This is a genomic window from Colwellia asteriadis, assembly GCF_039523295.1.
GTDB classification, from domain to species: Bacteria; Pseudomonadota; Gammaproteobacteria; order Enterobacterales; family Alteromonadaceae; genus Colwellia; species Colwellia asteriadis.
The window spans coordinates 276,534-290,433 of sequence record NZ_BAAAFA010000001.1 but is presented as its reverse complement, the minus strand read 5'-3'; the positions used below and the strand labels follow the sequence as shown (position 1 = coordinate 290,433).

11 protein-coding genes are annotated in these 13,900 nt (G+C 38.7%); 5 read left to right on the top strand and 6 right to left on the bottom strand.

The window, feature by feature from the left end:
* The first annotated feature begins 97 nt into the window (after positions 1 to 97).
* The 5 genes from thrL to ung all read left to right on the top strand — a co-directional run bounded on the left by thrL (position 98) and on the right by ung (position 5,983).
* Positions 98 to 169: a thr operon leader peptide gene (thrL, locus tag ABD005_RS18175; protein ID WP_354668372.1), complete on the top strand. Its 72-nt coding sequence runs from the start codon at positions 98 to 100 to the stop codon at positions 167 to 169.
* 82 nt (positions 170 to 251) lie between these two features.
* On the top strand, positions 252 to 2,735 hold the full coding sequence (gene thrA, locus ABD005_RS01175) for a bifunctional aspartate kinase/homoserine dehydrogenase I (protein ID WP_343813965.1): 2,484 nt from the start codon (positions 252 to 254) through the stop codon (positions 2,733 to 2,735).
* The gene (gene thrB, locus ABD005_RS01170) at positions 2,735 to 3,706 is read left to right on the top strand and encodes a homoserine kinase (protein ID WP_343813962.1); all 972 of its coding nucleotides are present in this window, start codon (positions 2,735 to 2,737) and stop codon (positions 3,704 to 3,706) included. The genes thrA and thrB overlap by 1 nt, the downstream gene beginning before the upstream one ends.
* A 114-nt stretch (positions 3,707 to 3,820) precedes the next feature.
* The gene (gene thrC / locus ABD005_RS01165) at positions 3,821 to 5,128 is read left to right on the top strand and encodes a threonine synthase (protein WP_343813959.1); all 1,308 of its coding nucleotides are present in this window, start codon (positions 3,821 to 3,823) and stop codon (positions 5,126 to 5,128) included.
* A gap of 162 nt (positions 5,129 to 5,290) precedes the next feature.
* Positions 5,291 to 5,983, top strand: coding sequence for a uracil-DNA glycosylase (gene ung / locus ABD005_RS01160; protein WP_343814851.1), 693 nt, complete (start codon positions 5,291 to 5,293; stop codon positions 5,981 to 5,983).
* 84 nt (positions 5,984 to 6,067) lie between these two features.
* On the opposite strand, the gene ABD005_RS01155 is transcribed toward ung, so the two are convergent.
* From ABD005_RS01155 to ABD005_RS01130, 6 genes are all read right to left on the bottom strand, one after another.
* On the bottom strand, positions 6,068 to 6,580 hold the full coding sequence (locus ABD005_RS01155) for a 2TM domain-containing protein (RefSeq protein WP_343813956.1): 513 nt from the start codon (positions 6,578 to 6,580) through the stop codon (positions 6,068 to 6,070).
* A gap of 287 nt (positions 6,581 to 6,867) precedes the next feature.
* Entirely contained in the window at positions 6,868 to 7,458 is a 591-nt protein-coding gene (locus tag ABD005_RS01150; protein WP_343813953.1) for a GNAT family N-acetyltransferase, read from the bottom strand.
* 39 nt (positions 7,459 to 7,497) lie between these two features.
* The gene (locus ABD005_RS01145) at positions 7,498 to 9,945 is read right to left on the bottom strand and encodes an Ig-like domain-containing protein (RefSeq protein ID WP_343813950.1); all 2,448 of its coding nucleotides are present in this window, start codon (positions 9,943 to 9,945) and stop codon (positions 7,498 to 7,500) included.
* A gap of 99 nt (positions 9,946 to 10,044) precedes the next feature.
* Complete coding sequence (locus tag ABD005_RS01140; protein WP_343813947.1) at positions 10,045 to 10,998, bottom strand: D-2-hydroxyacid dehydrogenase; 954 nt, start codon at positions 10,996 to 10,998, stop codon at positions 10,045 to 10,047.
* Positions 10,999 to 11,121: 123 nt separating this feature from the next.
* Positions 11,122 to 12,324, bottom strand: a complete 1,203-nt coding sequence (locus ABD005_RS01135; protein WP_343813944.1) for an NnrS family protein — start codon at positions 12,322 to 12,324, stop codon at positions 11,122 to 11,124.
* A 220-nt stretch (positions 12,325 to 12,544) separates the two neighbouring features.
* Positions 12,545 to 13,780: a PKD domain-containing protein gene (locus ABD005_RS01130; RefSeq protein ID WP_343813941.1), complete on the bottom strand. Its 1,236-nt coding sequence runs from the start codon at positions 13,778 to 13,780 to the stop codon at positions 12,545 to 12,547.
* Positions 13,781 to 13,900 lie beyond the last annotated feature (120 nt).

Genomic DNA, 13,900 nt, shown 5'->3' with positions numbered 1-13,900 from the left:
ACCTCTATGAATTTTTATGCATAAAATATAATTTTTTATACGGTGTTTGTGTCGATTAGTGCTTGACAGTTCTACTCTGTTAAGGCATTTTAACTGCATGAAATTCAAAAAAAGCCACATTATCATTATTACCACCACCACCCTTATTAGGATGGCGGTCGCTGGCTAACGTGTAAAAAATACTATTTTTATCGAAGCCCGTGACCTATAAAGGTTACGGGCTTTTTCTTTATCAGAAAGGAAGAAAAACAATGCGTGTACTTAAATTTGGTGGCTCATCATTAGCTTCAGCAGAGCGTTTTCGCCAAGTTGCTGAGATCATTAAAGACAAAAGCCAAGAATCTAAAGTAGCAGTAGTCGTTTCTGCTCCACAAGGTGTTACCAACCATTTAGTTGCTATGGCTGAAAATATTAGCGATGAAGCAAAACTTGTGACAGATTTAGGGCACTTTAAACGCGCAATTATCACCATTATCGATGATCTTTCTGCCAGCATTAGTAACTTCAATCATCAACACTGTGAACAAGCATTAGTTAATTACGAACATCAGTTAAGTCGCTATATGCAAGGTGCGACAATGCTATCTTATTGTCCAGACCATATTCGCGCACGCATTATCAGTACAGGCGAACGCTTAAGTGTTGCTATTTTAGATGCCGTATTACAAGCGTCTGGCTTACAGGTGTCACTATTAGCACCAGAAAAATTTTTATTTACTAATGATTCATCATTAAATGCGGTGGCAGATTTAGTACTATCAAAAGAAAAATTCTCACAAGAGTATAGTCAGCTTTCTCAAGTTGCTTTAATGCCAGGTTTTATTGGGGTTAGTGTTGAGAGTAATGATGAACTGCCACAAGTTACTACTTTAGGGCGTAATGGCTCTGATTATTCAGCGGCGGTATTAGCGGTATGTGCGCAAGCAGAGTGTTGTGAAATTTGGACTGATGTAGACGGTATTTACAATGCTGATCCTCGTATGATCAAAGAAGCAAAATTATTAGATTATTTGTCGTACCAAGAAGCAATGGAACTCTCTTATTTTGGCGCCAGTGTTTTACACCCTAAAACCATTGGCCCTATTGCCCAGTATCATATTGATTGCTTAATTAAAAACACTAGCAATCCAAGTGCACCAGGGACATTAATCTCTAACGAGAACGATCAACAGAAATGCGTAAAAGCAATTTCTAACCTTGACGACTTAACTATGGTTAATGTTTCAGGTCCGGGTATGAAAGGTATGGTTGGCATGGCAAGCCGCGTTTTTGCAGCAATGAGCCGTGAAAATATCTCGTTAGTATTAATTAGTCAGTCATCAAGCGAATACTGTATCAGCTTCTGTATATACTCTAGTGATGCTGCGCTGGCTCAACAAAGCTTACAAGACGAATTTGAATTAGAGTTACTAAATGGCTTACTTGAGCCAGTGTCATTAACAGGTGACTTATCTATTGTTTCATTAGTGGGTGACGGCATGCACCAGCAACGTGGTGTAGCAGCTAAGTTCTTTAGCTCGCTAGCACAGGCACGCGTTAATGTTATTGCTATTGCGCAAGACTCATCAGAGCGCAGTATCTCTGTGGTAATAGAACAACGTAAATGTACTGATGCGATGAAAGTGAGTCATCAAAACTTTTTCTCTCATAAACCGACGATTGATGTATTTCTTGTTGGTTGTGGCGTGGTGGGCAGTGAACTTATTGCGCAAATCTCTCGTCAGCAAGAAAGCTTACACGAGCAAAATATTGATTTAAAAGTATATGGTATTGCTAACTCTCAAGGCATGGTTTTTGAAAAAGAAGGTATTGATTTAGATAACTGGAAAGATGTTATTGCGCAAGGTGTTAGTAACGGCAAAGCACAGCCTGTAAATATTGATAACCTAAAACGATTTGTTCGTGAAAACCACTTGATTAATCCTGTGTTTGTTGACTCAACATCAAATGAGCAATTAGCGATGAGCTATGTTGATTATTTAGCTGAAGGGTTCCATGTGGTAACACCGAACAAAAAAGCGAATACCGATTCGTGGGAATACTATCAAGCATTGCGTCAAACAGCACAACAAACTAACCGTCGATTTTTATATGAAACAACAGTAGGTGCTGGCTTACCAGTTATTGATACCCTACAAAGCTTAATTAAAGCGGGCGATAAATTACAGCGTTTTGAAGGTATTCTGTCGGGCTCGTTATCTTATATGTTTGGCAAGTTAGACGAAGGTATGGCACTTTCAGAAGCGACTGCAATCGCGAAAGAAAATGGTTTTACAGAGCCAGATCCTCGTGACGATTTAAGCGGAATGGATGTTGCGCGTAAGCTATTAATTATGGCCCGTGAAGCAGGAATGAAGCTTGAGCTATCAGATATTACGATTGAGCCGGTACTACCCGCTAACTTTGACGCGAGTGGCGATGTAGATACTTTTATGGCTAACTTAAAAGCTATTGATGGTGAGTTTAGTGAACGTGTTGCTAAAGCAAAAGCTGAAGGTAAAGTGTTACGTTATATTGGTAATATTGTTGACGGAAAGTGCCAAGTTTCTATTGAAGCGGTAGATGCTTCGCACCCTTTATACAGCATTAAAGATGGTGAAAATGCTTTAGCTATTCATAGTCGTTATTATCAACCATTACCGTTTGTATTACGTGGCTACGGTGCTGGTGCATCAGTTACTGCCGCAGGTGTTTTTGGTGACTTATTAAGAACTTTAGCTTGGGAGCAACACTAATGCCTGCACCTTCAAATAGTGTTTCAGTTTTTGCGCCTGCTTCTATTGGTAATGTAAGTGTTGGTTTTGATGTTTTAGGCTTAGCTGTTAAACCAATCGATGGTACTTTATTAGGCGATGTAGTCACAGTAAGTGCAACGGATGGCGAGAGTAACTTAACCGTTGTTGGTCAATTTGCTAATAAGTTGCCAGCCAATAAAGAAGATAATATTGTTTGGTCTTGTTTACAGTTATTTAACCAAGCATTACAAGCTAGTAATCAAGCTGTTGCTAACGTTGCGCTAACACTAGATAAAAAAATGCCTGTCGGTAGTGGTTTAGGGTCAAGTGCTTGCTCAGTTGTTGCAGCGCTGGCAGCGCTGAATGATTTTTATGCAAAGTATCATGATTTTAGTTTTGATAAAAAAACAATATTGAAAATGACTGGCGAAATGGAAGCACAAATTAGTGGTAGCTTGCATTACGATAATGTAGCCCCATGTTATTTAGGTGGTTTACAATTAATGGTCCCCGATGAAGATATTATTTCACGTGCTTTACCTCTGTTTGATGACTGTTATTATGTTATGGCATACCCAGGTATTGAAGTGTCCACTAAAGCGGCACGTGAAGTATTACCAACCAGTTATAGTCGCGCTGACTTAATTGCTTATGGTCAAAACCTAGCAACCTTTGTTGATGCTTGTCATCGTCAAGATAAAGCACAAGCATTTTCGGTATTACATGATGTTGTTGCTGAACCATACCGCAAAGGTTTGTTACCTAAATTCCAACAAGCGCACGATTACTTAATCGCTCAAGGTGCACTTGGTGTAGGCATTTCAGGCTCAGGACCGACACTTTTTTGTATTAGTGATAGTGAGCAACATGCCAAGCAGTTTGCTTTATGGTTACAAGACAATTATTTACAAACAGAGCAAGGCTTTGTTCATGTGTGTAAAGCCAGTGATGATGGTGTAGCACAATTATAATAGAACGCGATAGAAAGAGGCTTCTCTATCACATCGCTTCGACCAGATAACCGTGGTATTAACCGCGAAAACTTATTAAGCTCTATTAATGAGTTTATTGATTAGGAATAAACAGTGAAATTTTATAACTTAAAAGAAAATGATGAACAAGTCAGCTTTGCTGGCGCAGTAAAGCAAGGTTTAGGTAAAAACCAAGGATTATTTTTTCCAACTTCAATGCCTGTTTTAGACAATATTGAAGAATTATTAGCACTACCTATGGTTGAGCGTAGCGTTAAAGTATTATTACCATTTGTTGAAGAAGACTTATCTGAAGCTGAGTTAACTGAAATCATCACTGATGCGTTTAACTTCCCTGCGCAATTACAACCTATCAACCCAGAACGTGCTATTTTAGAGCTATTTCACGGTCCTACCTTAGCATTTAAAGATTTCGGTGCGCGCTTTATGGCGAAGTGTTTACAAGCTTTTTGTGCTAAAGATGCTAAAGCCAGTGGCGAAGATAAAAAGCTAACTATTTTAACCGCAACATCAGGCGATACCGGTGCCGCGGTTGCTCATGCTTTTCATGGTATTGATAATATCCGCGTTGTTATTATGTACCCGAAAGGTAAAATCAGTTTATTACAAGAAAAAATGTTTACCACTTTAGGTGATAACATTGAAACCTTAGCAATTGATGGCGACTTTGACGATTGCCAAGCTTTAGTAAAACAGTCTTTTGATGACAAAGAGCTAGCAAATACTATTGGATTAAACTCAGCAAACTCTATTAATATTAGTCGCCTACTGGCACAGGTTTGCTATTACTTTGAAGCGGTAGCGCAATTGTCTCGTGTTAAAAGTGACTTAAGCAGTTTAGTGTTTTCAATTCCTAGTGGTAACTTTGGTAACTTAACAGCAGGTTTGTTTGCTAAAGCAATGGGCTTACCGATCAAGCGCTTTATTGCGGCAACGAATGCGAACGACACTGTACCTCGTTATTTAGAAACAGGTGAGTGGACACCACACGAAACCGTTGCCACCATTTCTAATGCCATGGATGTTAGTAACCCTAACAACTGGCCTCGCGTAGAGCACATGCTTAAAACGGGTATTGTACCGCAAGACTGTGTTAGCTCGGTTTCTATTGATGAAGAACAAACACAATCAACCATGATTGGCTTAAATAAGTTAGGCTACGTTAGTGAGCCTCACGCTGCCGTTGCTTATAAAGCCTTACAATATAGCGCTCAAGAAGGTGAGTTTGGTGTTTTCTTAGGCACAGCACACCCAGCTAAATTTAAAGAAGTTGTTGAAAGTATTTTAGGTAGTCCGTTAGGGTTACCAAAAGAATTAGCTGACTGTGCAGGTGAAGTAATATTATCTACGGATATGCCAGCAGACTTTACTGAGCTACGTGCTTATTTATTAAAGCAATAGTATAATTAGATGCTATTAATCTCTTCGGGTTAATAGCAATACTAAGCTTGAATAGTTATTGACAAGCATTATTAAAAACGCGACATGGTTCGCGTTTTTTTACGTTTCAATATTGGTATTAACTTAGGCATTAACTTAGGTATTAATTTAGGGATTAACTTTATGATTAAACCACAATGGCAACAACTCATTAATAGCGAGCAGCGTAAACCTTACTTTAAAGCCTTATTAGCTGAAATAAAGCAACAGCGCTCAGCGGGTATTACTATTTTCCCCAAAGATGATGATATTTTTAATGCCTTTAAAGCGGTAGATTTAAAAGACATTAACGTGGTTGTTTTAGGGCAAGACCCTTATCACGGTGAGCAATTGGGTGTTGCACAAGCCCATGGTTTAGCTTTTTCGGTGCAACCGACCATTAAAATCCCACCTTCTTTAGTTAATATTTATAAAGAGTTAACAAATGATATTGATGGCTTTATCGCGCCAGAACACGGCTGTTTAACTACTTGGGCTGAGCAAGGAGTCTTATTATTAAATACGGTGCTTACCGTGCAACAAGCTAATGCGCACTCACATGCTAAGCTTGGTTGGGAAACCTTTACCGATGCAGTGATTGACAAGATTAGTGAAGAAAATCCCCATTGTGTTTTTATTTTATGGGGCGCGCATGCGAAGAAAAAAGGTCGTAATATTGATGAAAGTAAGCATTTAGTGTTAACGGGGCCGCACCCGTCTCCACTTTCTTCTTATCGCGGTTTTTTTGGATGTCAGCACTTCTCTAAAGCCAATAATTGGCTGCAAGCACAAGGACAAGTCACTATTGATTGGCGACTTCCAGTAATAGCAGGGTAAGTGCCTTTGAGTTTATATAACTCAGGTTTATGTAACAGAAAAAACGTGAATTTATTGAATGAATTCACGTTTTTAATATTAGGTTTATAATTTACGTCCTAAGCGCTTCTCTACTTGTTTCTTTTCCCATTCAGGGCTAAAAAATGAGAACACTTCAAAAACTTGTATACCATGGCTTACTATACCTATGCCCCAACCGAAAATAACCCAAAGTACCCATAAATAGCCGGGGGTAAGAAATAAGTTTATTAAGGTCAACACAATAATAGAGCTTACAAAAGAAAATAAATGCCCATAAAAGCCTTTAATACCTTCTACATACTCCATTGCCTTTCTTTCATCATCAGACAGTTGAGTTGTTTGATGGTTAAGAGGGGACGAAACATTATCGTTAATGGTGTTGCTTGTATTCATGTCGTGCTCCGGCTGTAAATCGTTAAGGTCTATTTGAAATACAGCAGCTAAAGCTTTTAAGCTTTCAATACTTGCTTGATGGCCACGTTCAATTCTTTGAATAGTTCGTACACTCAACCCGCTAAACTGTGATAGTTGCTCTTGTGACCAACTTTTTTGTAATCGTAATTTTTTTACTATCATATTTTGTTCCAATATATGCTATCTAAGTTCAGCTCGCAGTATTAGTTTTTGCCTTAGTGCTACGGTATTCGCTAAGTAAAACTCAAGTTAAACCAGCTAAACACCCCAAGCGCTGCTGTCGAGCTAACTATGCAGACTTTTAGCCATAACCACCACGACAGTTAGGTGACAACCAAGTGATAATGTTTGTTTTTCAATGGCTTACAGTGTTTTTTCTAGCTTGATTAGCTTGTATGTTTTGGGTGTTACGTAGATTTTGAGTATTACTATTGACCTAACTGTTAACGTTAATCGAAATAAATGATCATTTCGGCGGCTTCACAATGGCAGTTATAACCACATAAAACACAATCATAACCTTGCTTAGAGTCTTCGTGCCATTTATCAGGATGAGAAGCTACATGCTCACCTCCACAATGCGTAAAGTAAGCAACGGCGCTATTATTTGGGCTTTGCTTCCATAAATGGCTTACCCCAGCAACAGCGCCTTGTTGTTGAGCCGATGTGATAGCCAAATTAAGTAATTTTTTGCCAATACCTAAACCGCGAAAATCTTCATCAACGGTATTACATTTAAAATAGCAACATTGTTGTTTAGGTACTTGCCACTTTTCAGGGCTACACCATTGATCTATATGCCAGTTATCGGCTGAAAAAGTAATACGAAAGCCAACGACTTTTCTATTATGTAATGCAACAAAACTGGTATTGATATTGTCGGTGATACCAGTGTTGACCCAGCTTATTAACGTTTCATTATTGAGGTAACCATCACCATGCACTTTATTCGCGAGTTGTATAACCTCTGCAAAATATTGCGAGGTAAGTACTTGGTAATTTATTTGATAATCTATTACCTTTTTTGCTTTATTAGCCATAAATAGCCTTTTATATTTGTTAGCATCAAGCGTGATTTATTACATGAAAATAGTGCGTGTAAGGCTAGTTACAAATCCTTTAGGGCTAGTGATAGTAATGATTAATACCGCTGAAGTAGAGCTATCTTCTACGGGGTTGGTAATTGAAAAACTCATATTGCTAAAACCTGCTCGGTTACTATTACCAACAAGGTAGCTTGTTTGCCCTGATAAGGTACCTGCGCTTAATTCAATAGCTACGGTAGTGCCCGCTGGCATAATTTGATTAGGTGTACCTGTATCAGCAAAATCAAAATTAAACGCTTGTGTGCTGCCATCGGCAATAGCAGGAATGTCAGCGACATCGTTTGTTATGCTGTCATTATAAATAGTACTGTAGTCAGAATTACTTAAACGGTATTCTGCTGCAGAGCTTGCCATAACTAAACGAATGGCTTTTCTCGTATGAATCGTTTTTGCCTGAGTATTAGCGCATTTTGTGCCTGTGCATTGCGGACCATTAAATAAACCATCGGCGCTGTTAAACTGGTTATCGTTATTAAAGTCGATAAATATTTCGCCACTATCATAAATACTGTTTTCATTATCGTCACGCCATGCCTCAGACATATCAATAAAACCGCTGCTTTGAGCTGGATAGTTATCTAAACCTGAGTCAATAGTGAAGTCATTAATACCGGCAACGTCAATAATTGCGCTACCGTCGTTATCATCAAAGGTGTTGTTACCATTAGTATCAAAAAAACTTTCATGACCTAAAGCCGTTGCCAAAATAGTAATGCGATGATCTGCAACACGAGGCTCTGCACTTTGCCATGCAACAGAGCAACTGCCATTAACGGTTGAACAGGTAGGGGCTATTTGGCCACCCTCAGCAGTGAAGTTTACGGTGGTACCGTCTGGGGCAGGGTTATTAAAGTTATCAGAGAGCCACACCGTAATAATTGATTCTTCACCAAAAACATTATGTGCTTCAGGGTTTAATACACTGGCGGCAATGCTCATAGAGCGCTGCTCTGGCAGTCCAGTATTAATAGAGAGTAAGTCTGATTGGCTTTGGACTGTAATTGTTTCGCCGTTAAGGTCCATTGCAGCGCTGGCGGTAACTCTGACCGCTGTTGGCACTGTACCAGCGCTAACTTGAGTAGTAATAAGCCCTTGACTATTGGTAACACCAGAGTGACGACTTAGTGTAATACCACCAACCGTTGTGCTTAGTGTAAAATTAACTTCTTGTTGGGCAAGCACATTATTAAGCTGGCTTTTAACGCGATAGGTGAGTGTTGAGGTTTCTTGCTGATTTTGTCCACCTGTGCCTTTTAATACAATAGATGTTGGCTCCGCAGAAATAAACTCGATAGAGCCAATTTGCTCTCCTTGGATGCTAATCACTTTGCTTGCTGTTGTGGTAACACCATTAATAGTGATACTCGCTATTAATACATCGTCAGTACCATTTTTACCGGCACAGCTTGTATCTTCAAAAGTTGCAGTTGCGCTCCCGTTAATGCTTAAGATTGACTCATCTATGATGGCGTTTTCATTTTGTACACAATTTGAGGAAAACGAAACAGGAATTGGGGTACTAATTAAGGCGTTATTGTCGTCAACTAAGTCAACACGTAAGCCCAAAGTACCACCCGCACTAATACTATTATTAGCTACTGATAGGGCAATTTCACCTTCAACAAAGCTACCCGCATCGTTAAAATGACCAATGCGAACATTGCTATTAATAATAGCGCCGGCAGATAATATTTGATAATTCACTGTGCTTGAAATAGTGCTATTTTCATCTTCGTTATTGGTAAGGTCATAAGCGCTAGTCATAACCCCTGCGCCAATGATGTCAGTGTCACTTTTCAGATAAACTGAAGCGATACCTTGAGCATTAGTGAGTGCGCTTTGTGCACTTAATTGCCCAATATCTGCGGTAAAATTAATTAATTTATTTTCAATGCCTTGGCCATTACTATCTAATAATGTGCTGAGTACTTGTACTTCTTGGTCAGTTTTAAATTGGTTAGCTAGCTCACCATTTAATAATATTTTTGTGGCAATTGTTGGTAGTTCGACAGGGGAGCTATTATCTATAAACTCAAAATCGAAACTGTCACTACTTATTTCCCCAATAGTAGCTGTAGCGCTACCTGCGCCAAGCGTTAATTCATCATTGGTTAAGGTTACTAAGGCGATACCTTCACTATTTGTTAACTTAGAATCAACGGTTAAGGTTCCTAGCGAGCTTGAAAAAGCTACTGCTTTGTTAGCAATGCTTTGCTGTTTATCATCTAGCACTGTTGCTATTAATGTTACGGTTTCATTTTTATCAAAGCTAACCTTGGTATTACCTTCACTGTCAGTGATCGACAAACTAATAGTTGCCACTGTTTGTGGTGTTTGGGAGTCGCCATTATCAGTATGACCATTACAGCCAATGAGTAATGACAGGTACAATGAAATAAATATAAAACCAAGCTTTCTCATGCATTATTTCCTAAAAATAAGTAGAACTACACTTGCAAGAATAGAGGGCTAGTGAATGAAAGTCCATGAATAACCTTGTAAAAAAATGACTAATGGTAGTTAGTCGAGACGATTGAGTCTTTCATCGGTTTTAAACGATAAAATGTTTTGCGCGACCAACTCAAGTAAGCGTTGTTGCGCTTCAGAACTGGCCCAAGCAATGTGTGCAGTAATTTTAAGGTTAGCTAATTCAGTATTTAATAAAGGATGGCTCGCTGGGGGCGGCTCTTGAGATAGCACATCAAGAATAGCATAAGCAATTTTTTTATTTTTCAGAGCATCTAGCAGTGCTAATTCATCGACTAATGCACCACGCGCGGTGTTGATTAATACCGCATTGTTTTTCATTCTTTCCAGTACATTGCGATTAATTAGGTTTTCAGTGTCTGCGGTTTGCGGACAATGTAGGGTGAGTATGTCGGCTTGTTGAATGACCTCGTCAAAACTCAAGCGACCTTCTCTAATAATATTGCTATTAGGGCGCTCACTAATAATAACCTTCATTGAAAAGGCGCGTGCAATAGTTGCTACAGCTTGCCCTAAACTGCCATAACCAATAACGCCTATCGTTTTACCTGCTAGTTCAGTAATGCTGTTGCCGTGGTAGCAGAAAGTATTGCTACTCGCCCATAAACCTTGTTCTGTATTAGCATTATGGTGTGTGGTTTGTTGGTAATACTCAAGTAATTGAGCAAATACATATTGCGCCACAGAATTGCCAGCGTAACCGCTAACATTGGTAACAGCAATGTTATGTTTTTTGGCTGCGATAATATCAACATTATTAAAACCCGTTGCGGTAATGCAAATGAGTTTTATGTTAGCAAGGGAGGCAAGCAATTCAGCATTGAGTACGACTTTATTGGTAATAATAATATCGGCGTTGTGCGCGCGTGATAGCACCTCATCAGGAGCTGTTACCTCATAACAAGTAAGCGTTTCTACTTGCTCACTTATACTTGAAAGTGATGTTGAAGTGCTGAACGTTTGAGTGTCTAAAAATACTGCATGCATAAAGAAGCGCCTAAAAATAGCTGAATTTATCATTCTGGTTTTAGACTATTTTAACGAGTTTTTAGGTAAAACTCGTTAAATATTTTTGACGGCTTATTGTTTACACGTAAAGCACTATTAAAGCTAGCCAGGTCTACCATCTTTACGGGCAGTCATTAACATTGGACCATAGAACACGATAAAAATAATAAACGCTAGCATCCACAAGGTTGCGCTAATATCGATAAACATCATGGTTTTTTCAGGCATAAACCACGGACCAAAAGCTCGAACTACTGCGGCGAGAGATATAGCAATATAAGCAATAGTCATCGTTTTAGGGGGAACTAAGTTACGTCCAGTATGACCTAGTGATACTCGTGAAATCATCGCTAAAATTAAGCCACCCATGCCACCCACGGTAAGTAGGTGCCAAATATGGTTAGTGGGTACCGTTGGTATTAAATAAGCAACGCCTAGTAGGATTAAACCAACACTAATAAACTTCATTGAAGCATGCAAAGACCATAGCAGTGGCACTTGTAATGTTATCCAAGGACGCCATCTCAGCCAACGTAAAGTTTGAAAACAACCTGCAATAATTAAGAGGGCACCAAAAAATGTTGCAGAGAAACCAACAACAGGCTCAAGCAATAAGCTAATCATTAAAACGGCTAAACTGCCATTAGCGGCAATATCTAACCAAGCGATTGGCGTTACTTTGGTGGTTTTAGTGCCGTTAGCGGTAAACATAGGGGCGACCCGACCCGCCATAACAGACATTAAAAAGGTCATTAGCATTAGCCCCGCGTAAGCTGAATAAATAATGCTAAAACTATTGTTATAGACTGAAAGATGCATTTCTAAGTTGGCTAAGGTAAATAGGGTTAATAGGGGAACAAAAAACAAATTTCGGTACTGTTTTATCGCTAAAATAGGCTTGGCGAGTACATAAGCTACAGCAGGTAAAAAGCTTAAATCAAGGATCGTTACTAATACATTACCAAAAATTTCAGGTGTTAATAACGCGATACGGCCAGCTAGCCATAATAAAAAAAGTAATAATAGCGTTGTTCCTTGTACGCCACGCATGCCTGTCCAATTTTGCACGGCTGTGAGCAAAAAACCTGCAACAATAGCGCAGCCAAAACCAAAAATCATTTCATGTATATGCCACCAGTACGCACCACCTAAGGGCGATAAGCTAATTACACCACGGTACATTAATACCCAAAGCAGTATCGCGAAAACACCGAAAATAGCACCACTAAGAAAAAAAGGTCTGAAACCTAAGCGTAAGAGGGGGGGAGTTTTTTGTTCTTCTTTTAAGTCAGTTATTTGCATCATAGTTATGCCTTCTTTAGCACTTTGTCGCTATTGTATTACAGCGATTAATATAATCCTTAGTACAGATCAATAAAAGTGCTAATGAAGGGGAGCCTAATATCCGTTTATTAATGCAAACCGATAAACTTTTTGACTTGTGTAACAGATGCCGCGCCAACATTGGTTGAAAGCAGTTGCCCTTATTCCAGCACTGCTTTTTTGTTGAGCCCTTATGACTTAATTAGTTCGCACAAGATTCATACACTAATTCTGCTTGAGACATTATATTGTAATCAAACATTAGTCCTTCACCACTGTATGGGTAATCATTGCAAGTTAGATAACCACTTATTTTTATCGGCTCTATGCTATCGATAATAAATGTTAACGGTAAATCTGTTACACCATAAGAGCGTAATAGTTCATAATCAATAAGCTCATCATTCAGTACAATCTTACCGTTTTTTATATTTGCAGTGATATGTGTTCTAGCCATTTGATAAAGGGCAATATGGGAATGAGTATCCACCCATATATTTTGTTTGATAAGGTAAGCTAAAAAATCTTCGAGGTCTGATGATTTAATTGGCTGCCACCCTTCGCCATCAACACTATGTCCTGCAATTTTCAACCATCCGTTATTTTTATTAGCTAAATCAATGAAAAACTCTAAGCCGTGGCTGCTGATGATGTTTGCTTGATAATTTTCTTCCGTATCATAAAGATTATGAATTCTTGAAAATAGATAATATTCATCGTATAAAATATTATTTAAATCGATGCTATTCCAAGGGTGGATGAATAGGGTAGGTTTAATTAATTTTTCTTGTGTTAAAAACTTTAACGAGGCTTCTAATTCGTTTCTTTTTTCATCATTAGTGACGTCATAAAAACCAAAGTTTACTTTGTGTGACTTCGAGTGAGATGCTATTTCATGTCCGTTGGATGAAAGAGTTTGGTAACATTCTAACCATGTATCTGTAATAACTCCAAATGTTGCTTTTAAGTCATACTTATCAAATAGCGGAGCAATTACACTACAGTGAGTTAGATTGCTGTCATCCCAATCAAAAGAAATGGCAGAGTCCATATTATCATGCCATTTTGCTACAGTTACTGTAGGTGGGTTAGTTATATCTACATAGATAAAATCTTTGCTACTTGCAAGGCCACCATCGCTCACTGTGAGTCTAAAAGAGTATTCACCGATTAAATCGGGTATGAAGGTAGAAATTGCTGAGTTTGCATTCTTTAAACTGAAAGAACTTCCTTGAGGGGTTGAGATCAACGACCAATTGTAAGTTAAGTTAGCTTCACCTGTGCTCAGACTTCCATCTAGAGTTATTTCATCACCAATGAAGCCAACAAAGTCTTCTCCCGCATTTGCGATAGGTGGATTGTTCATGGTTTTAGTATTATCGTGAATATTGCAGCCAGGTAGGATTAAAAATAATAATACAATAAGAGATATTTTCATTGATTTTGCCTTGTAGACTCTTGGCCTATAAACGGGAGCTTTGTCGAGGGGCCTATAAAAAAAATATTATATAACAGATTCTCTGGTTAATGAATTATAAATAGACCTGAAAACTTTTGT

Excerpts from the sequence above, each read along its gene's own strand:
- ung (WP_343814851.1), top strand. The coding sequence starts at position 5,291 with ATGATTAAACCACAATGGCAACAACTCATTAATAGCGAGCAGCGTAAA.
- ABD005_RS01145 (WP_343813950.1), bottom strand. The coding sequence starts at position 9,945 with ATGAGAAAGCTTGGTTTTATATTTATTTCATTGTACCTGTCATTACTC.
- ABD005_RS01140 (WP_343813947.1), bottom strand. The coding sequence starts at position 10,998 with ATGCATGCAGTATTTTTAGACACTCAAACGTTCAGCACTTCAACATCA.
- thrA (WP_343813965.1), top strand. The coding sequence starts at position 252 with ATGCGTGTACTTAAATTTGGTGGCTCATCATTAGCTTCAGCAGAGCGT.
- thrB (WP_343813962.1), top strand. The coding sequence starts at position 2,735 with ATGCCTGCACCTTCAAATAGTGTTTCAGTTTTTGCGCCTGCTTCTATT.
- ABD005_RS01135 (WP_343813944.1), bottom strand. The coding sequence starts at position 12,324 with ATGATGCAAATAACTGACTTAAAAGAAGAACAAAAAACTCCCCCCCTC.
- ABD005_RS01150 (WP_343813953.1), bottom strand. The coding sequence starts at position 7,458 with ATGGCTAATAAAGCAAAAAAGGTAATAGATTATCAAATAAATTACCAA.
- ABD005_RS01155 (WP_343813956.1), bottom strand. The coding sequence starts at position 6,580 with ATGATAGTAAAAAAATTACGATTACAAAAAAGTTGGTCACAAGAGCAA.
- ABD005_RS01130 (WP_343813941.1), bottom strand. The coding sequence starts at position 13,780 with ATGAAAATATCTCTTATTGTATTATTATTTTTAATCCTACCTGGCTGC.